This is a genomic window from Campylobacter concisus, from assembly GCF_002913945.1.
Taxonomy (GTDB): Bacteria; Campylobacterota; Campylobacteria; order Campylobacterales; family Campylobacteraceae; genus Campylobacter_A; species Campylobacter_A concisus_P.
On the sequence record NZ_POZK01000017.1, the window covers coordinates 1 to 19,696 of the forward strand.

The window sequence follows — 19,696 nt, forward strand, 5'->3', positions numbered from 1 at the left end:
ATATATTTGTGTAATATCAAAGAAATTTGAAAGTATTTGTATGGATTAATTTAGCCGGTAAATTTACCGGCTTTTTAGCACATTAAAACGCTGTTATAGTTGCTAAAAGACCAAAGATTATGCCTGGAAAGTTTGCAGCAGAAAGTGGATAGTCTTTTTTAGCTTTTAATAGACCGTAACTTGTCCAGATTGTGCAGTTTAGTGCAGCCGCTAGTGGCTGTATAAAAGGCGTTTTGTTACCGTCAAGATTGCCCATTATCTGTGGGATGTATGAAAAGTACATAACAACTGATAGGCATGTGCCAATCCAGCCTAAAATTTGTAGATTTTTTTCGCTCATTGCTTCTCCTTAAATAAAAGCGCCATTATATCTTTTTTTAATCATAGCAAGCAAATGGATAAAATGGCCATGATTTTTACTGCGATTAAGATGGTTTTAGTAAAATTGAGCATTTTAAAAGGATAAAAATGCCAGATATAGTATATGACAAAGCAAAATGGCACTGGGGTGCGAAAGATGCGCCGACTGATATACCGCATGAAAATGGTGCGACACACATTGCATTTTTCTTTCGCTGGTGCATGGAACACAAATTTTATTCAAAGGAATTTGCGGCAGATTTCGCGGACGATATAGCACAGATGGATGAAAATTTTAACTATCGTCAGTATCTTTTTGACGCTATGGACGGCGTACTTGGAAGTGCGGAGCTAAATACTGCTGGTAAGCCTTTGCAAAAGCTTACTATACGACCGATCGGACAAAATTTGCCAAAATGTATGGTTGGTATTTGCAGGATTATACGGATTTTGTTTCGCAAAAATTTGGTGAAAAATACTTTGATAACGCCTATTTTTATATAGAAAACTCACAAGAAAACTATGCCTTGATCAAAGCTATCATTGATCGTCGCTACGAGGAATTTTTAACAATGAAAAGGGCAAGGCAGGCTTAAAATTTTACAAGTAGCATAAACAAAAATAAGTTTTTATCACATATTTTTGGTATATCAAAGCCGCTTTTAGCTAAATTTAGCCTCATAACTTTCTTAAGGGAAAAAGATGCAAACTTGCGTGATTTTAGCAGGTGGCAAAAGCTCGCGTATGGGGCAAGATAAGACACTTTTGCCATTTGGTGGTTTTAAGACGCTTACTCATTATGAGGTTGCGAAATTTAGCAAAGTTTTTGGCGAAGTTTATGTAAGCTCAAAATTTGAGAAATTTAGCCCGCCACTAAAGCTTATAAAAGATGAAAATAGCAATAACTATTCGCCAATGCTCGCACTTTACTCCATTCTTAAAAATTTTGATCATAGCATTTTTGTGATACCAGCTGATATGCCATTTTTTGATCTTAAAAGCTTAGAGGAGCTTGTTAAATTTAAAGATGAATTTGACATGGTCGTGGCTAGTGATAATGAGCACATTCATTCGCTTTGTGGTTTTTTTAGTCCAAGGCTTGTCACTTTGGCTCATGAGTTTTATTTAAAAAATGAGCATAAAATCGGACTTTTGAGAAAAAGCTGTAAATGCAAAGTAGTAAATTTTAAAGATAGTGAGCAGTTTTTTAACATAAATTTCCCTGACGAATACGAAATGGCAAAGAAAATCCAAGAAAAGAAGATAGATGATGAGTAAAATTTTATTATTTTTAAGTTTTAGTCTTAGTTTTTTGATAGCAAGTGGGTTAGATGATTTTAAAAGGGCGCAAGAGCTGGAGCAAATCGGCGATATAAAGGCTGCGATGCAAATTTATAAAGAGCTAGCCAAAAGCTCTTTAAACGAGCAAAACGTGATGCAAAATGTGCAAGCAAGCGAGTCAGCGCCAAGAGAGGCGAAGCTAAAGCAAGCTGATCTTTTAAGAGAAGATAAAAGTGATAAAAATTTACAAAATGCACTTGGTATCGAGCTTTATAAATTTAACTACCTTTTGCCAGTAACTTATGCCAAAAATGTGCCAAACGATGAGCGAAAGAGCGTTGAAACTAAGTTTCAAATAAGCCTTGCAAAGCCGTTGTTTTATGACCTGTTTGGGCTTAGAGAGAGCCTTGTAGCAGCCTACACGCAGACATCTTGGTGGCAGATAACAAGGACATCTGCGCCATTTCGTGAGACGAACTATCAGCCAGAAATTTTTCTAAATTTTGCTTCTCCAAAATATTTAGAGCAAATAGGCGTAAAAAACCTAAAATTTGGACTTTTGCATGAGTCAAATGGACGAGATGGTAGCAATTCAAGAAGCTGGAATAGAGCTTATGTGCAAAGTGATTTTGTTTTTGGTAAGCTTAGCATTTCACCAAGAGCTTGGATGGTAGTGGGCAATAAGGGCGATAATAAAGATATATTAAAATATATCGGGCATGGCGATGTAAGGCTTAGCTACAATCTTAATGATCACATTTTTAGTCTAATGCTAAGAAATAACTTACATTTTGATAAAACAAATAAAGGTGCTGCTGAAATTTCATATATGTTTCCTATCTTCTCAACAGGAGTTTATGGCTATCTGCAGTATTTTACTGGATATGGCGAGAGTTTGATTGATTATAATAGGCATACTGATAAATTTGGTCTTGGTTTTGTTATTTTAAAATAAGATAAAAATTTTGAACTTATAAAATGGCTAAATTTAGGCAAATAGTCATAAATTTACTCAAATATGTCAAAAAAATTTAATTAATCAAAAAACTTAAAAATATTAGAAAAAATACAAGCAAATTTTGCTAAAATCTTAAGCAAAATCTCAGAGCAAAGGAGTTTTTATGAGCGGAATCTCACTAATTGTCTGTTTTGTTGTAGCCATCATACTTATGATCGTTATGATCTCTAAGCTAAAAGTGCATCCATTTTTGGCACTTATGAGCATATCTTTAGTTCTTGCGATCGTCGCAGGCATTGATCTGTCCAAGATCCCAGCGATGATAGGTGTCGGCTTTAGTGGCACATTTAAGAGTATCGGTATCGTTATTATCTTTGGAACGATCATTGGCACCGTGCTTGAAAAAACGGGAGCTGCTTTAAAGCTAGCTGATATGGTCGTAAAGTTAGTCGGACAAAAGCGTCCAGAGCTTGCTATGCTCATCATGGGCTGGGTTGTCGGCATTCCGGTATTTTGCGATAGCGGTTTTGTCGTCTTAAACTCTATCCGCGAAGCACTTTATAAGAAAATTTCAGCAAGTCCTGTTGCGATGTCAGTCGCACTTAGTGGTGGTCTGTACGCATCTCACGTCTTCATCCCACCAACACCGGGCCCAATAGCAGCAGCTGGCACACTTGGTCTTGGCGGGAATTTACTCCTTGTCATCATCATGGGAACAGTCGTTTCTATCCCAGTTTTACTAGCTGTCTATTTCTTTTCAAAAAGTATTGGCAAAAGTGTAACAATAAGCGACAAAGATGCTGACGCTACTATCACAGCTACCTACGAAGAGCTTTTAAAGAAATTTGGTACGCTACCTAGCGGATTTTTGAGCCTTGCTCCTATTATTATGCCTATTATTTTTATGGCAATCGGCTCGATCGTTGATGTGCTAGCAAAACAAGGTATGCTTGATAAGGCTTCTTTTTTACCAAAGATACTTTTATTTTTAGGAAACCCTATTATCGCTCTTGCTATTGGTGTGATCTTTTGCGCATTTTTACTGGCCGAGTCTAAAAAGATAAAAGAATTTGACCATATCACGAATGAATCTTTAAAGATCGCTGGTCCTATACTTTTCATCACAGCAGCTGGCGGTGTTTTGGGCAACGTCATCACTGAGGCTGGCTTTGTAAATTTCATAAAAGAAAATGCCTCTACTATAAAAGCGATAGGAATTTTCTTCCCATTCATCATCTCGGCCGTGCTAAAAACCGCTCAAGGAAGCTCAACTGTGGCTATCATCACAACAGCATCTATCATGGGTGCATTTAGTGCCGACAACTCGCTCATGCAAACACTTGGCTTTACGAGTGAAATTTCAGCTGCACTTTGCGTCATGGCGATAGCATCAGGTGCTATGTGTGTATCTCATGCAAATGACAGCTACTTCTGGGTTGTGACAAATTTTAGCAAGATGAGCGCAGAACAAGGATATCGCACACAAACAGCTATGACGTTTATAATGGGCATCGTTGGTATAATTAGCGTTTATATATTATCTTTGGTGCTTTTATGAGAATTTTAGTTGCGATTGATTCATTAAAAGGCTCGCTTAACTCGCTTGAAGCGGGCCTTGCTGTAAAAGAAGGACTAGAAGAGATTGGCTGTGAGGTCGTTGTCAAGCCTATCGCAGATGGTGGCGAGGGTAGTGTAGAGGCGATGGCTGATGCACTTGGTGCGAAATTTATAGATACGATAGTTAAAAATCCACTTGGAATTGAAATTTTAGCTAGATATGCACTAAAAGATGACCTTGCTATACTTGAAATGTCAAGTGCTTCTGGCCTTACACTCATAAATCCGGACGAGAGAAATCCACTAAAAACTAGCACATTTGGCTTTGGCCAGATGATAAAAGATGCCATTGCTAAAGGCGCTAGAAAATTTATCATTGGCATCGGCGGAAGTGCGACAAATGACGCTGGTACAGGCATGCTTAGCGCACTTGGCTTTAAATTTTATGATAAAAATGGTGCTTTGCTTGAAGGAAAAGGTGAGAATTTAGCCAAAATTTATGAGTTTACAGATGAAGATGCTTTAAAAGAGCTAAAGGAGTGTGAATTTTTAATCGCCTGCGATGTAGATAATCCGCTTTATGGCATGAATGGAGCTGCTCACGTTTATGCTCCTCAAAAGGGTGCAAATGGCCGTATGGTAAAAGAGCTTGATGATGGGCTAAAACACTTTGCAACTCTTGTAAAGGAAAAGACCAATAGTAAATTTCACACACAAAAAGGTGCTGGTGCTGCTGGCGGACTTGGCTTTGCATTCGTGGCATTTTTGGGAGCGAAACTTCGCCCAGGTATTGAGATCATTACGCAGACCATCGCACTTGAGGATGAGATCAAAAAGGCTGATCTAGTCATCACTGGCGAAGGCCGCATGGACTTTCAAAGCTCAATGGGCAAGACACCAACTGGGGTTGCAAAACTAGCCAAAAAGTACCATAAGCCAGTGATCGCATTTGCTGGAAGCGTACAAAAATGTGCCAAAGATTGCCACAAAAATGGGATTGATGCCTATTTTTGTATATTAAATGAGCCAGTGAGTCTTGAAGAAGCGATGAGAAAAGATGTCGCAATTAGAAATTTAAAGATGACAGCGGAGCAAGCCGTAAGACTCTTTAAAATAGCAAATAAACTTTGATGTTAGTTGGCTGGTAAAAATTTTACTAGCCCTTAAATCTGATGATCGATTTATAAAAATGGCTATTGTTGGTTTGGGATATAAATTTAAAGGGTTTTATTAATCTTAAACATCAACTAGAGCTTTAAAATTTTATTCCTCAGTCCATATTTATTCTTAAAATTTGCCATTATTTTTTTATTGTCTTTGCATAAAAGATGTTTTTAAATCCCAATAAATCTCACTACTAGGTGGACTTATCTAAATTTATAAATCACGTATAAGTTTTCTCATAAAGCTTTTTGTTTATTGTAGCTTTTTACACAAGAAGCAAAATCTACTCTCCTGCTAGATCCTCAGCCACTTTTGCAGCCAGCTTTAGTTTGTCACTATCAAAGTGGGTGTAAATTCTTGAGGTATTTAAGCTTGCATGCCCTAGAGCTTCTTGCACAAGCACGAGATCCTTTTGCTTTTTGTAAAGCATCGTTGCAAAGGTGTGACGCAGCATGTGAGCGCCATTTTTCTCTTTTCTGATACCAGCCTTAAAAAGGATTTGCTCCACGATACGGCTAACATAAGCCTGTGTGAGCCTGGTGCCTTTTTTATTGATGAAAAGATAGCCTTCTTTATTGATGTAGTTTATTGCGATAGCGTTTAGATGAGCTTCTATTAGGTGACGTTTTATCATAACGATGCGGTATTTGTTGCCTTTGCCTCGTATCCTAACAATAAAAAGATCGCCATCTTCAGTGATGTCTTTTCGTTTTAAGTTTAAGGCCTCGCTTACGCGAATGCCAGTAAAAATTATCGTTTTTATTATGAGCTTATTGCGATTTGAGTTTTGCTTAAAGTCGCTTTGCTCTATAGCATCTAGAAATTTCTTGACCTCATCTTCACCCATAAACTCAGGTAACTTTTGCCCTTTATTACCGCTTACGCCACCCCAGTTTTTTAAATTTATATCAAAAACATGGGCCTTGTCATCCTCTTCGTTTTGTTTGTCTAAAAACGCAAAGAAATTTATCACTGAGATGCGGTAATTTTTCTTACTAGCATCGCTTAGTCCGCCAGTCGTGCTAGCTAGTATTTCGCTTAGTAGCTCTTCATCGATCTGCTTTAGGCTGCTAAGCTCGTAAAATTTCATCGTTTCATATATTTTTTTAAGTGGATTAAAGTAGGTATTTATGCCGGTAAGCCCTGCGTTTCTTGCGCTTTTTACCAAGCCATCAAGCTGATCAATGTTCTTTACCTCGCGGCTTAGAGCGTAATTCACACTTGCAAGCGCCTTTGGATCTCGCAGCTCTTTATTTGAAAGTGAGCTAAGTTTAAATTTGACGTAGCGAGTGAGCCAAAATATAAATGAGTTTTCAAAATTATCTTTACAATCAAGTGGATATTTCAAAACAATAACCTTAAATTTTTTATTTTGAAAAGTATTATATTTGAAATTTTATGAAATCTACTTTTTTTGAAATTCAAAAACTATAAAAGCTTAAGCAAATACCCATTTTCCGTGACTTCAAGCTTATATTTACGCATTTTATCAAGCTCCAAAACCACTCTAAAATATCTATCATGCCAACCGATTATGACATTTTTAAATATCTCGCTTTCAAGTTTTAAATTTTTGGTCTTGAAGCTTCTTGGTGGCCTTGCAAAGTCAAGAACGATCTTATTTTTCTCATAAGAAAAATACTTTAAATTTTTAGCTTTTGTAGCGATTTTTAGCTCTTTGTCGTTGGCTAGAAAGCTTATAAAACCTAGAAATTTAACATCTTTTCCATTTTTGACACTATCAACTGGTTTTGTACTAGGCTCAATCTTTATTTCAACTACCTTTTGTTCAGGTTTCATGTTAGTTTCTTTTGCTTTATCTGTGCTAAGATCGATCACTACAACATTTGGAGTTGGCATATCTGAAGTTTTATTTCTATCTTTATTTGAAATTTTAGTTTCATTTTTTTCTATTATCACAGGAGTGCTTACTTTTTGGCTAGGCATATTTGCCATTGTGACTGAAACATCTAGCTTTTTTGTCACGACTGGTTCTGGATTTTTTACCTTATTTAAAGCAAATTCATCGCTGTAATCGATAGTTTTATTTATATCAGCTAGTCTTTTTTCCTTTATGGTACCGTCATTTGCTCTATATCTTATGGTGACATCTAGTAAAAGTGCCGCATCGCTTGGAAATTTAAACGAAAGAGAATCAAATCTATCAAATTTTTCTATGATATTTGTTGTCATAACGCTTGTATTTAGCTCGCTAATAGGCATAAATGGGTTCTCTCTAGCAAACACACTTGCTGCAAATATAGATAAAACTAACCAAAATTTTTTCATCATTCCTACTTTTTATTAAAGTCTGGCTCAAGGCCTTGTAATTCAAAATAATCTTTTTGCAGACGCGCGTTCATTTTTTTTAAAATTTCCACGTCTTCGCTAAGCCTCTCTTTTTTGCTCTGAAGGCTTAGCATAACATCAAGTGAGCGTTTGCCAAACATCATATTGCCTACATAAAAAGCAAACATAGCCACACAAATGGTGGCTATTACATAGCGTAATGTTGGTCTAATGTATTTTAAAATTTTATGAAATATGCCATCAGTATTGCCATATTCGTCTAAAATTTCGCTCAAATATTATCCCCCAAAAACTCTCCAGCCTCAAGTTCGATCTCAAGCAAGCGGTTGTATTTTGCGTTACGCTCGCTTCTTGAAGTAGCACCTGTCTTTATCTCGCCAGTGTTTAGTGCGACTGCAAAGTCAGCGATGAACGCATCTTCGCTCTCGCCGCTTCTATGGCTCATTATGCAGCGATATCCGTTTCTTTGAGCAAGGCGGACAGTTTGCATAGTTTGTGTGACTGAGCCTATTTGATTTGGCTTGATTAAGATCGCATTTGCGATCTTTTTCTCGATGCCTTCGCGTAAAATTTTCTCATTTGTGACAAAAAGATCGTCGCCAACTAGCTGAACTTTGCTGCCAAGCCTTTTTGTAAGCTCAGCCCAGCCGCTCCAGTCGTCCTCGCTAAGGCCATCTTCGATAGAAAATATCGGATATTTTTCGCAAAGTTTTTCATAGTAGCTAATAAGCTCATCGCTGCTAAATTTCTTGCCCTCAAGCTCGTATTTGCCGTCTTTGTAAAGCTCGCTTGAAGCAACGTCAAGGGCTAGTTTGATCTGGCTGCCTAGCTCATATCCAGCCTCTTTTACAGCTAAGCAGATGAGCTTTAGTGGCTCTTCGTTGTCTTTTAAATTTGGAGCAAAACCGCCCTCGTCACCGACAGCTGTGCTGTGTCCAGCTGCGTTTAGGATAGATTTTAGCTTATGATAAATTTCAGTTGCAGCCCTTAGCGCGTCGCTAAATGTGCTAAAGCCAAATGGCATGATCATAAATTCTTGAAAATCAACGCTGTTGTTTGCGTGCGCACCGCCGTTTATGATGTTAAACATCGGCACTGGCAGTATGCTAGCGTTTGCACCGCCAAGGTAGCGGTAGAGTGGGATATTTAGGCTCTTTGCAGCTGCGCGAGCCACTGCCATAGATACGCCAAGAACTGCGTTTGCACCTAAATTTGAATAGTTGTGCGTACCGTCAAGTTCAAGCATCTCTTCATCGACTGCTTTTTGATTGTAAGCATCAAGGCCGATGATCGCCTCTGCGATCTTTTCATTTACATTTGAAACGGCTTTTAGTACGCCTTTGCCAGCGTATCTCTCGTCTTTATCACGAAGTTCGAGTGCCTCACGCTTGCCGGTGCTTGCGCCACTTGGCACGATCGCACTTGCCTCGATTCCGTCGCTTAGCCTAACTGTCGCGCGGACTGTTGGGTTGCCCCTACTATCTAAAACCTCGTGAGCTTCTACATCTTCAATAAATACCATTATTCATCTCCTGCTTCGTTTGTGTCGTCGTCTTCGTCTTTTGCACCACTGCTTATTAGGTGATCAATCCCCATTGAGCCTTTTATAGCTGCTACTATCTCATCAGAAATTTCTGGGTGCTCTTTTAGGTAGGCTTTGGCGTTTTCTCTGCCTTGGCCTAGTTTTTCGGCCTTGTAGCTAAACCACGCGCCTGATTTGTCGATGATGTCGAGCTTTACGCCATAGTCGATGATCTCGCCCTCTTTACTCACACCCTCGCCAAACATGATGTCAAATTCAGCCACTTTAAACGGAGGCGCGACCTTGTTTTTAACAACTTTTGCTTTCGTGCGGTTGCCGATAGGCTCGTCGTTTTGTTTAAGTGTGGCTATCTTTCTTACGTCTATTCTTACTGATGAGTAAAATTTAAGTGCATTGCCGCCAGTTGTAGTCTCAGGCGTGCCATATCCCATCATACCGATCTTCATACGAATTTGGTTGATAAAGATAACAGTTGTCTTCATCTTACTTAAAATTCCAGTTAGTTTTCTAAGTGCCTGGCTCATAAGTCTTGCCTGAAGGCCCACGTGCTGATCGCCCATGTCGCCATCTATCTCGCTCTTTGGAGTAAGCGCAGCGACGCTATCAACTACGATAAGATCGACCGCGCCACTTCTAGCTAGCGTTTCAACGATCTCAAGTGCTTGCTCGCCAAAGTCTGGTTGAGAAACGTAAAGATTGTCAGTATTTACGCCTAAATTTGAAGCGTATTTTACGTCTAGGGCGTGCTCTGCATCGACAAACGCACAAATTCCGCCAGCTTTTTGCGCTTCAGCGATGATGTGAAGCGTGAGCGTGGTCTTACCAGAGCTTTCTGGTCCATAGATCTCGATGATCCTACCTTTTGGAACGCCGCCTATGCCAAGAGCTAGGTCAAGTCCTAGCGAGCCAGTCGGTATCGACTCGATCGCCTCAACCTCTTTATCGCCAAGTCTTAAAAGCGTGCCTTTACCAAAAGCTTTATCGATCTGCTTTAGCGCAAGCTCGAGCGCCTTTTTCTTATCCGCTTCGCTCTCTGGGATAGCTATCTTTTTGTCACTATCTTTTTCTTTTGCCATTTTTTACCTTATAGTTGAAATTTGGCTTGATTTTATCTAAAAAGAGATGAATTTTACTTGATTTACTCGCAAATTATAATATTTTCGCCAAGCAGCGCAGCGCTATCAATAAGAGCAAAAAGCTGCTCTTTATCAAACAAAAATCCATAAATTTGATCTTCATTTTTTAGTATCGCTAGCTTTAGCGGCTCTACAAGCGAGCTAGCACAAAGTGTAAGAAAGGCTTCATCGATATTATTTTGTGAAATTTGGGGTTTGTTTTTGAAATTCTCGTCTTTTATAAAAGAGATAAATTCCTCTTGCGAGGTAGATTTATTAAATTTAAAAATTAGTTTTTCTTTTAAGGCTTCAGCCAAAATTTCATCAAATTTAACTAGATCGATGTGATTTTGAACACCTAAAATTTTGGCAAAATTTAGCAGATTTTTATCGTAATCAGCCACATTTTTCTCATGCTCGCTTTGCGCCTTTTTAGCCCTATAAATGGCGTAAAACCCAATAGCTATAAAAAAAAATGAAAGGGTAAAAACTTCTATTAAAAACTCACTCATCATCGTCCTTATAAAATGCAAACTTCGGTCTTAAGCTCCACGCCAAACTTCTCTAAAACTCTAGCCTTTGCCAAATTTATAAGGCTAGTGGCGTCCTCAAAGCTTGCGTGGTTAAAATTTATCAAAAAATTCGCGTGCTCTTCGCTAAATTTCGCTCCACCTATCGCGTATCCTTTTAGCCCAACTGCCTCTAGCATTGCCCCTGCAAAGTGCCCCACTGGATTTACAAAGCAGCTGCCAAAGCTAGCTCCCTTTGGCTGATTTGCCCTTTTTGCGCTTATAGCTTCTGAAATGCTTGCGTCAAAGCCACTTTGAAGCTTAAATTTAGCCCCAAAAATGGCCTCATCTATGCCGCTGTGGCGGTAGCTAAAGTTTATCTCCTCTTTGCTCACCCAGCCATGAGCCAGGCGCACATGCGTGATGTTGTCGCTTATGCTAAATTTAAGTAGTCCAGCATTCATTTTTATAAGTCCACCAAGCGTGCCTGGGATATTTTTTAAAAACTCAAGGTGAGCTATGTTGTTTTGCTTGCAGAAGTTATAAATTTTGGCTGATTTTGTCGCAGCACCTATTTCAAGGTAAATTTTTTCATCACAAATTTCTAAATTTATATAGTCAAAGCTCTTGCCAAGTATTGCCATTTTTGGGGGATTTGGCGAGATAAGAAGGTTATTGCCCCCGCCTATCATCACAGCGCCTAAAAAGTGAGACGAGCCTAGATCATCAAGGCAATTAAGCTCAAAAACTTCATGCACGCCGCCTATCTTAACCGAGGTAAATTTAGAAAAATCAACAAGCCTTGTCACTGGATAAATTCCGGTATAAAATCAAACATCCGAGTAGTAAACTCAACCATCATCGAGATCATCCAAGGCATCAAAAATATGATGACAACGACGACTAGCAAAATTTTTGGCACGAAACTTAGTGTGGTTTCGTTTATCTGCGTGGTCGCTTGAAAAATGGAGATGATAAGACCAGCGATTAGTCCGCTTAGTAGCATCGGAAGGCTGATGTAAAGGGCGATCTTAAAGGTTTCAACTCCAAGCGAGACAAGCGTACTTTGCATCAGCTAAACCTTACTTCGTTGTATTCAGTTGGAATTAGGTAGTCGTTTACGTCGATTGGCTTTTCAAAAAAACCTTTGTCATAGCCTATTTGATAGAGCTTATTTAGCGCTTTTAGCTGCGTTTCGTTCATGCTTATTGACTCGTCATTTGCGTATAAATTTAGATACGTTTTTAGCTCCTCTTTGCCAACTCTGATGAGGTTTCGCTCCATTAGCATGTGAGATAAAAATGGCTTGTGCGAAGTGGCGATCCTAACGGCCTCGCTAAGCACTCTCTCGCACTCGATCGCATCAGTTATCGGTAGACTTCGTCTAAGCGCCATGCCACCAAGTGGAAGCGGTAAATTTTCGCCGTTTAGCTCGCTCCAGATGTCCCAAATTTCGCGCTCCACGCAGAGCTGGTCTGAGAAATTTAAGATACTTTCATGTATGAGCACGCCAGCATCGACCTCGCCGCTAAGCACGGCATTTTCGATCTCAAGAAAATTTTTATAAACGATCCTCGCCTCTGGGTAGGCTATGCGAAAGAGTAGGGCATTTGTCGTGTTTTTGCCAGAGAGCGCGACCTTAAAATTTCGCTTTAGTTGCTTGCCTTTTAGCTTGATAAGCTTTGGTCCATATCCATTGCCAAAGCTCACCGCACAGCGTAAAAGAGCATACTCGTCACAAATTTTTGGATAGAGTGCAAAGCTGATCGCTGTTGCCTCGTAAGTGCCTTTTAGCGCCTCTTCGTTTAGCGTTTCTATATCAAGTGCCTTTGATGTGAAGGCTAAATTTTTACTGCTAACCCAGCCAAATTTGACCGCGGCATACATGAAAATATCGTCAGCGTCCGGCGAGTGAGCGACGTTTATAGTTTTTAGATTGTGCAAAGATGATCCTTTTTTTGATTACGTCATTTTAATGAAATTTATTTAAAATAAAGTTTTAAGGGCGGTTTTGAAATGATTTTACCAGCTTTGCCTCTTTGAAATTTAGCACGTATTTCACGTCTATGGCGTCTTTAGCCCCTTTTCTTCGAGCTTGGAGCGTCGAGTAAAACGGATGCTTAAGTTCAAGCATCTTAAGTAGCTTTTGATCGCTATCTTCTTTTTTTATATTTTCAACGATTATTGTCGTTAAAAATTTGCCCTCAAACTCGTAAAATGGCCACACTATTGCGCCAGCATCGCTTGTTTTAAAGTCATTTATTTTAGATTTTTTAGGGATATTTAGCATCGAGATGATCTTTTTGTGAGGAATTTCTGCGTTTTGCACAGAGATCACCTTTACAAGCAGATCTTTTTTGACGCCGAGGCCATTTTGACTAAAACGATAAACTCCGTCTTCAAGGATGCCAACCTTTTCAAAGGCCTTAGCGTAGTTTGCAGCGGTGCAAGTAGTCAGCAAAAGTGACAGAAACATTAAAATTTTTATAAATTTCATCTTTTCTCTTAAAATTTCACTCTCTTTAGCCTATCTGAAGCGAAATTTTTCCTGCCAAATTTAGCCTCATCTTTGCCGTTTAGCTCTACTAGATCGCCTGTAAAGCCACAAATGTCATTTTTAACAAGATAACTTCCCACGCCATAAGTATCAACCGGCGTGTTATGAGCTTCAAAATCTTCCATAATCTTAGGACTAAAACCTGAGCTAACAACGATTTTGACGTATTTAAAACCAGCTTTATCAAGCGCCTCTCTTAGAGCAAATATAAGCTCCTTGCAAACGCCATGTGGGTCAAACCCGCTAGTATCCTTATCATCAAAATATTTATCAATCAAATTTTTACTAGTATCGACTCTAACCGCGCCAAGCCTCTCTTTTAAGGCATTTGCAGCCCTTAATGCATCTGTGATCACGTCGTTGTTATAATCAACCAATGCCGTGATCTTCTCATTTTCAAAGGTTTTAGCATAAATTTCTGAGGCTTTTACTATATCCCCGCTGCACATTTGAATGAGTGCATGAGGCATGGTGCCACCACCTTTTAGCCCAGTAAGCTCGCCCTGAGCATCTGTGGCGACCTTTTTGATGCCGCCTACAAATGATGCATAGCCGTCGCCTGGTTGCGTGCAGATGTCATCTTGCCTGTCTGCCATGCTAAAAACGTCCTTGCCATTTGCCGCTCTTATCACATCTCTTGAGTTTGTCGCCACGCAGCTTCTTCTAGTAAGCGTCGCATCGATCACGTTTTCTAAAAAGCCGAAATTCTCATACTTGCCACTTATCTTTAAAACTGGCTCGTTTGCGTTTATGATATCACCATCGTCAAGTGCGTAAATTTCAAGCTCACTTGGGTCTTTGGCAAATTTATTGATGACGGCTAAAACTTCGTCAATGCCGCAAAGTACGATATCATCGCGCCTTTGAAAAAACTGCATCGTCACGTGCTGATCTGGCAAATTTTGCTTAATTATCTCATTTACTTTTAGAAAATATTTCGCAGTAAAGTAGCCCTCGCCGATCCTTGGATCTAGCTTAAAGGTCTTGTCTGTTAGCCTTTTTATCTTGCCTTGCATCTTTAGCTCAAGTTCGTTCATATTTGTCCTTTTTTTATTGTAATTATAGCATTTTGGTAGAAAAGTGAAAATTATAAAAATATATTTTAAGAATATATAAGAGTATATTTTATAAAATCGTGAAATTTTAATTTTAAAGGAAAAATATGAAAAAATTTTTACTTCTACTGGCCGCAATTTTTGCATTTGGCAATGAAAATTTGCTAGTAAGTGCGGGTGGTGGATATAAAAAGATAGTTGAGGCAGTCGCACAAAATCTTAAAAAAGATGGCGTAAATATCGACACTTCTTTTGCAAACATCACAGCTATCATGACTCAGGCAAAAGAGGGCAAAACTGACGTGATCGTGGGCGATGAAGACTTTTTGAAAAAATCTGATCTAAAGATCGCTGAGTATGTAAATTTAGGCTCAGGCGCTTTGGTGCTAGCTACTAAAAAAGGCGTGAAAATTGAAAAAGTTGAAGAGCTAAAAGCGCTTTCTAAGATCTCTATGCCAGACGCAATAAAGACAGTTTATGGTAAAAGAGCAAATGAATTTATGCAAAAAGCAAATTTAAGTGGCGAGCTAAAGGATAAAATTTTAGCAGTTGCTGGCGTGCCACAGGTCGTTACATATATATTAAACGGCGAAGCTGATGCTGGATTCATCAACCAAACTGAACTAAATGCACACAAAGATGAATTTGGTAGTTTTGTCTTGATAGACAAATCGCTTTACGCTCCAGCAAACATCGTAGCTGCTAAGCTTGAAGGATGCGATAAAAAGGCTGATTGTGAGAAATTTTTAAATGAGCTAAAAAGTGAGAGATCAAAAGAAATTTACACTAAATTTGGCATAAGATAAGGCTAAATTTGCAAGAGCTCTCTTGGCTGTTTGATCCGCTATTTTTAAGTGTAAAGGTCGTTTTGTGCCAAGGGGCTTTGCTTATCATTTTTGGGCTAGCTTTGGCTTATTATTTAGCTTTTAGTAAGGCTAAATTTAGAGCTATTTTAGAGATGATCGTAACTTTTCCACTCATCTTTCCGCCCATTGCTACTAGATTTTTACTGCTTTATCTGCTTGGTAAAAATGGCATCGTCGGCAAGGCTTTAAATTTAGAGATTATTTTTAGTTTTAAGGCTCTTGTGTTAGCTGCTTTTATAGCTTCTTTGCCACTATTTGTAAAGCCTGTCGCTTCTGCTCTTGGCTCACTTTCAAAGAGCCTAAGTGAAGCAGCATATAGCCTTGGAAAAGATAAATTTCAAACAGCTATTTTCGTGCTCTTCCCATGTGTTGCAAAAAGTGTAGCAGCGGCTTTTATCTTAGCGATCTCGCGTGGGCTTGGCGAGATTGGCATAACACTTATACTTGGCGGAAATATAATAGGAAAGACCGATACTATCTCTCTTGCCATTTATAATGCCGTATACGATGGCAAAAGCGATGAGGCACTCGTTTTAAGCCTTGTTTTGGTTGTGTTAAGTTTTATTTTGCTTGGGATTATAAATTTGCTTGATAAAAGTAAAATTTAAAATAAGAATGGCGAGAGGATGAGAGAATCGAACTCCCCACCAGACGGTCAACCGCCCAGTCATCGGGTTTGAAGCCCGTGAGCATCACCAGATTACTTTATCCTCCGTGCGCGTTATTCTAGCAGATTTATATAAATTTTAGCCCATTTTCTATAAACTTTTTTTAATTACAAAAAGGATCTATGATTTTAAAATTAGGCATTTTCACATTTTTGGTTTTATTTTTTTGCGCTTGCTCTTCAGTACTAACCCCAGCAACCGCGCCACTAAATGTCTATGATGCGTACTCGATTTCACGTGATAAAAGGGGTATTTACTCTATCACCCGTGACAAATTTATCCAAAGCAAATTACAAAGTAAAATATTATTTTCAAAAGGTCTTAGCAATATAGATATTGAGATCGAGTGTTTTTACGGCGATGTCTACCTTATAGGGCTAGTTGATAGCAAAGAGCTTGAAGATAAGTTAGTAGGACTAGCCAAAAATACAGATGGTGTACGAGAAATTTACACCTATCTTCGCATAAAAAAGCCAGAGTATCCATGCGATAGTCTAAAAATTCTTGCAAATTTAAAACAAAACCTTTTCAAAGATAGTATAGTCGAAGGAACAAATGTGCGTGTTAGTATCGTTGGCTGCGATGTTGTTTTTAGTGGCGTTGTCGATAGTATAGAGCAAGAAAAACATGCTATTTGGTACGCTAAGCACATTGACGGCGTGGCCGATGTCTACTCATTCATCAAAGTCATCAAATAAATTTAGCTTAAATATCACTCTTTTTTACAAAGCTTGCTATTAGGCTTGGTAAGATGATTAGTGCGCCAAGAAGCATAAATACCATAACAAGATCGGTTAGTAAGCCAAAATATATAGTTGGGATAAAATTACTAGTTATCATCACGCTAAAGCCAAGAAAAATAGTGAATGATGTGTAATACATCGCATATCCGATGCTTGCATGAGCAGCTTTAATACTCTCAAAAACGCTTTTTGTAAGCATTTCTTCTTTAAATCGGTGTATGTAGTGAATGATATCATCAACGCCGATACCTATACTAATGGCTGCGATCGTAATGCTCATCACATCAAGCGGAATACCAAAAAATCCCATCACGCCAAAGAGCGTACAAAGTGGAATTAAATTTGAAACTATCGCAATGGTTGCTAGCTTTATGCTTCTAAAAATAAAGCAAAATATTACAAAAAGTATAGCGACAGTTAGTCCAAAAGTATCAACTTGTGAGCTAAGTAAATTTTGAAGCATATTGTTATAAAGCACCATCATGCCGGCAACTTCTATACTTACATTGTCATTTTTAGTAAGCTGTGCTAGCCCTTCTCTAAGCTCCTTTAGAAATAAATTTCGTCTAAGCTCGGAGTCGCTATCGACGATCCTTATACTAAATCTAAGCTCATCATCTTCAACGCTTACATAAGGACTTAATAAGATATTTTTATAATTTTGTGGCAATTTCTCATACATTGCAGCTAATAAAAAATCATCACTCGTGCCGTTATTTAGCTCTTTTATGGCTTTTATAAGGGTTGCTAGCGAGCTTACATGTCCGACAAATTTTTGCTCTTTTAAATAGTCGTGAATCTTCTCAGCAACCCTTGTGTGATAGCTATTAAACCAGTATTTCGTATCCTTGGCATTGCTTTCAAACTCATTTTCAAACTCATCTTGCTCAGTATTTTTATCTTGTTTTTGCTCTTTAAATTTCACTATCACATCAACTGGGATCGTGCCACCAAGCTTGGTATCAATGACTTGCATTCCTTGGCGAATTTCTGTGCTTTCTTTAAAGTAGCCAATGAAGCTATTTTCAACCTTTATCTTGCTGATACCATAAACGCCAAAACAGACAACTAGAGCGCAAACTACGTAGATGATCTTTCTTGAGTTTAGAGCTAAATTCGCGCAGTATTTTGTAAATTTAAAGCTATTTTCAAAGGTTTTAATAGGAGCTAATTTATTTAAATTTACATTTATCGCGCCAAATAGCAAAAACGCAAGCACAAGCGAAACGCTAATGCCAGTGCTCATCATAATGCCAAGCATGATAACTGGCTTTATGTCAGCACTCATAAGCGAGCTAAAGCCAATAACCGTGGTAAATATCGCCCAAAAAGATGGAGAGAATTTATCACGAAGCGTTAGATAAATTAGCTGATTTTGGCTATATTTTGGATGCTTTGCGTAAAATTCTCTATAGCTAACGACAAGATGAATCACAGTTGAAATGGTAATGATGAGCTGAAGTGCGATGTAGTTTGAGCTAATGACCGTCACTTCCCAGTCAAATATACCAAAAATTCCAGTCGTAAAAATGGCACTTACAGCACATATAAACATTGGTAAAACGATCCATCTTAGTTGTCTAAAAAATAGCCACAAACTAAAGCTAAGAAGAGCAAGTACGCTTAAGCCATAGACCAAAAGATCGCTCTTTATAAAGCCTATCATATCATCAGCGATCATATTTGCACCGCCTAAGAATAGCTCGTCATTTGCGTTAAATTTAGCTATGGTTGCTTTTATAGCCTCAAGGTTTTCGTGATCGCTCTTTCTAAGCTCATCTCGGTAGGCTTTAAACTCATAGGCAAGAGCCTCTAGCTTAAGTCGCTCAGCTTGTGTGATCGTACCGTTTGACTCTTTTTGGCTAAGCAAATTTCTTTCATTTACAAGCTCATTAAATTTCTCATCTTGTTTTAAATTTAGAGCAATCGCTGTAGTTTTTAGATCTTTGCTTATCAAATTTCCGCTGTAAATCGGGCTTTTGGCAAACTCAAGCTTTGCTTTTGAAATATTTATATCTTTATCTTGCAGCGTTGGAGTATGATCTAAGATACCAGTAATCCCGCCTTTTACACTATTTAAAAGCGGAATATTTATTATAGAGATGACGCTATTTACCATATCGTTTTTAGCTAGTTCATCGCCTAAATTTTTGATAAGTTCTAAATTTTTAGGTGAAAAAAGATCGTCTTTTGGGGTAAAAGCGACCACTAAAAATCCGGGTGAGTCGTAGCGTTTGGCTATCTCTCTATAAGCTTTTAAGTCAGGATCATGCTCAAGCAGTAGCGTTTCAGCTGACGCATCAACGCTAAGCTTGGTGCTAAGATAGCCAAAAACTACGCTTAAAGCTAAAATTAGAGCAATAATAAGCTTGTTTTTGGCAATGATAAATTTAAAAATTTGTCGCATTAAGGGTTAGTTTTATTTTGATCAGGCAAAACAGCTTCGTTTAGCTTTTGTAAAAGAGTATTGAAATCAGCGTTATTTAGCACATCGCCAAACTGGCTTCTGTATGTTTGAATGATGCTTACACCAACGATATCAAGATCGTAAATGAGCCAACCACGCTCTTTAGCGTCATAAAATTTATAGACAAATTCGTAGCTCTTGCCATCATTTATAAGCTCTGATGTGAGCCAGTATCTATTTTTTTGAGGTTCGCTCTCGCCAGTTATATGTATCTCTTGATCTTTGTATCCTAAAAGTTTATCTATGTATGAGCTTTTTAGTTTTTGCTCAAATGCTGCGTCAAATTTAGCCTGTTCATCGCTACTTAGGCTGTTGTAACGTTTGCCAAGGCTTATCTTTGCCATTTGTTTGTAGTCAAAAAATGGATCAAGAAGAGCAAAAATTTCTTTTGTTTTTGCGTTATTGTCTAAATTTGTATCTTTTAAAATTTCAATAACCTTTGTTGTTTTCATCTCTACTTCAGGCTTGATCTGCTCTTTTGAAATAGCAAAAAGGCTAGTTGTAAAAAGTAAAATCATAGTTAGAATTTTTAAAATTTTCATA

At 38.3% G+C, this 19,696-nt stretch carries 22 protein-coding genes and 1 tRNA gene; 8 read left to right on the plus strand and 15 right to left on the minus strand.

Annotated elements, in window-relative coordinates; all coding sequences use genetic code 11:
- Positions 1–82: 82 nt before the first annotated feature.
- Positions 83–340: a SemiSWEET family transporter gene (locus CYP64_RS03180; RefSeq protein WP_021091682.1), complete on the minus strand. Its 258-nt coding sequence runs from the start codon at positions 338–340 to the stop codon at positions 83–85.
- 128 nt (positions 341–468) lie between these two features.
- On the opposite strand from CYP64_RS03180, the gene CYP64_RS03185 reads away from it, so the two are divergent.
- From CYP64_RS03185 to CYP64_RS03205, 5 genes are all read left to right on the plus strand, one after another.
- The gene (locus CYP64_RS03185; RefSeq protein ID WP_258032922.1) at positions 469–864 is read left to right on the plus strand and encodes a DUF7832 domain-containing protein; all 396 of its coding nucleotides are present in this window, start codon (positions 469–471) and stop codon (positions 862–864) included.
- Between the two features lie 198 nt (positions 865–1,062).
- Positions 1,063–1,638, plus strand: coding sequence for a molybdenum cofactor guanylyltransferase (locus CYP64_RS03190; RefSeq protein WP_103648652.1), 576 nt, complete (start codon positions 1,063–1,065; stop codon positions 1,636–1,638).
- A complete protein-coding gene (locus CYP64_RS03195; RefSeq protein WP_258032923.1) occupies positions 1,628–2,596 on the plus strand; it encodes a phospholipase A in 969 nt (322 codons plus the stop codon). The genes CYP64_RS03190 and CYP64_RS03195 overlap by 11 nt, the downstream gene beginning before the upstream one ends.
- A gap of 166 nt (positions 2,597–2,762) precedes the next feature.
- Complete coding sequence (locus CYP64_RS03200; protein WP_103648653.1) at positions 2,763–4,157, plus strand: GntP family permease; 1,395 nt, start codon at positions 2,763–2,765, stop codon at positions 4,155–4,157.
- Positions 4,154–5,287, plus strand: a complete 1,134-nt coding sequence (locus CYP64_RS03205) for a glycerate kinase family protein (protein WP_103648654.1) — start codon at positions 4,154–4,156, stop codon at positions 5,285–5,287. Before CYP64_RS03200 ends, CYP64_RS03205 begins: the two co-directional genes overlap by 4 nt.
- Positions 5,288–5,603: 316 nt before the next feature.
- Here the strand turns inward: CYP64_RS03205 and CYP64_RS03210 are convergent, their stop codons facing one another.
- The 11 genes from CYP64_RS03210 to CYP64_RS03260 form a co-directional block, all read right to left on the minus strand.
- The gene (locus CYP64_RS03210; protein WP_103648655.1) at positions 5,604–6,668 is read right to left on the minus strand and encodes a tyrosine-type recombinase/integrase; all 1,065 of its coding nucleotides are present in this window, start codon (positions 6,666–6,668) and stop codon (positions 5,604–5,606) included.
- 80 nt (positions 6,669–6,748) lie between these two features.
- On the minus strand, positions 6,749–7,609 hold the full coding sequence (locus CYP64_RS03215; protein ID WP_103648656.1) for an AMIN domain-containing protein: 861 nt from the start codon (positions 7,607–7,609) through the stop codon (positions 6,749–6,751).
- A gap of 5 nt (positions 7,610–7,614) precedes the next feature.
- The gene (locus CYP64_RS10420) at positions 7,615–7,797 is read right to left on the minus strand and encodes a hypothetical protein (protein ID WP_180378667.1); all 183 of its coding nucleotides are present in this window, start codon (positions 7,795–7,797) and stop codon (positions 7,615–7,617) included.
- Between the two features lie 104 nt (positions 7,798–7,901).
- Positions 7,902–9,152 (minus strand): phosphopyruvate hydratase, encoded by a 1,251-nt coding sequence (eno, locus tag CYP64_RS03225; protein WP_103648657.1) that lies wholly within the window; start codon positions 9,150–9,152, stop codon positions 7,902–7,904.
- The gene (gene recA, locus CYP64_RS03230) at positions 9,152–10,249 is read right to left on the minus strand and encodes a recombinase RecA (protein ID WP_021085361.1); all 1,098 of its coding nucleotides are present in this window, start codon (positions 10,247–10,249) and stop codon (positions 9,152–9,154) included. The genes eno and recA overlap by 1 nt, the downstream gene beginning before the upstream one ends.
- A gap of 62 nt (positions 10,250–10,311) precedes the next feature.
- On the minus strand, positions 10,312–10,800 hold the full coding sequence (locus CYP64_RS03235; RefSeq protein WP_103648658.1) for an addiction module antitoxin: 489 nt from the start codon (positions 10,798–10,800) through the stop codon (positions 10,312–10,314).
- A gap of 8 nt (positions 10,801–10,808) precedes the next feature.
- A complete protein-coding gene (locus tag CYP64_RS03240) occupies positions 10,809–11,606 on the minus strand; it encodes a UDP-N-acetylmuramate dehydrogenase (RefSeq protein WP_103648659.1) in 798 nt (265 codons plus the stop codon).
- Positions 11,603–11,872: a flagellar biosynthesis protein FliQ gene (gene fliQ / locus CYP64_RS03245; protein ID WP_223155459.1), complete on the minus strand. Its 270-nt coding sequence runs from the start codon at positions 11,870–11,872 to the stop codon at positions 11,603–11,605. The genes CYP64_RS03240 and fliQ overlap by 4 nt, the downstream gene beginning before the upstream one ends.
- A complete protein-coding gene (locus CYP64_RS03250; RefSeq protein WP_440130148.1) occupies positions 11,869–12,684 on the minus strand; it encodes a menaquinone biosynthesis family protein in 816 nt (271 codons plus the stop codon). The genes fliQ and CYP64_RS03250 overlap by 4 nt, the downstream gene beginning before the upstream one ends.
- Before the next feature lie 112 nt (positions 12,685–12,796).
- Positions 12,797–13,294, minus strand: coding sequence for a chemotaxis protein (locus CYP64_RS03255; RefSeq protein ID WP_103648661.1), 498 nt, complete (start codon positions 13,292–13,294; stop codon positions 12,797–12,799).
- Positions 13,295–13,302: 8 nt separating this feature from the next.
- The gene (locus CYP64_RS03260) at positions 13,303–14,391 is read right to left on the minus strand and encodes a nicotinate phosphoribosyltransferase (protein WP_103648662.1); all 1,089 of its coding nucleotides are present in this window, start codon (positions 14,389–14,391) and stop codon (positions 13,303–13,305) included.
- Between the two features lie 125 nt (positions 14,392–14,516).
- Between CYP64_RS03260 and modA the strand changes: the two genes are divergently transcribed.
- Both modA and CYP64_RS03270 read left to right on the plus strand, forming a co-directional pair.
- Positions 14,517–15,215, plus strand: coding sequence for a molybdate ABC transporter substrate-binding protein (gene modA / locus CYP64_RS03265; protein ID WP_103648663.1), 699 nt, complete (start codon positions 14,517–14,519; stop codon positions 15,213–15,215).
- A gap of 8 nt (positions 15,216–15,223) precedes the next feature.
- On the plus strand, positions 15,224–15,883 hold the full coding sequence (locus CYP64_RS03270) for a molybdate ABC transporter permease subunit (RefSeq protein ID WP_103648664.1): 660 nt from the start codon (positions 15,224–15,226) through the stop codon (positions 15,881–15,883).
- Between the two features lie 8 nt (positions 15,884–15,891).
- Here CYP64_RS03270 and CYP64_RS09960 read toward each other — a convergent pair.
- A tRNA-Sec gene (locus CYP64_RS09960) sits at positions 15,892–15,989 on the minus strand.
- A gap of 76 nt (positions 15,990–16,065) precedes the next feature.
- Between CYP64_RS09960 and CYP64_RS03275 the strand changes: the two genes are divergently transcribed.
- Positions 16,066–16,641 (plus strand): BON domain-containing protein, encoded by a 576-nt coding sequence (locus CYP64_RS03275; protein WP_103641225.1) that lies wholly within the window; start codon positions 16,066–16,068, stop codon positions 16,639–16,641.
- A 7-nt stretch (positions 16,642–16,648) separates the two neighbouring features.
- Here the strand turns inward: CYP64_RS03275 and CYP64_RS03280 are convergent, their stop codons facing one another.
- Together CYP64_RS03280 and CYP64_RS03285 are read right to left on the minus strand one after the other, a co-directional pair.
- Positions 16,649–19,093: an efflux RND transporter permease subunit gene (locus CYP64_RS03280; RefSeq protein ID WP_103648665.1), complete on the minus strand. Its 2,445-nt coding sequence runs from the start codon at positions 19,091–19,093 to the stop codon at positions 16,649–16,651.
- The gene (locus CYP64_RS03285) at positions 19,093–19,695 is read right to left on the minus strand and encodes a Tgt2/MlaC family protein (protein WP_103559843.1); all 603 of its coding nucleotides are present in this window, start codon (positions 19,693–19,695) and stop codon (positions 19,093–19,095) included. The genes CYP64_RS03280 and CYP64_RS03285 overlap by 1 nt, the downstream gene beginning before the upstream one ends.
- Between the last annotated feature and the right edge of the window lies 1 nt (position 19,696).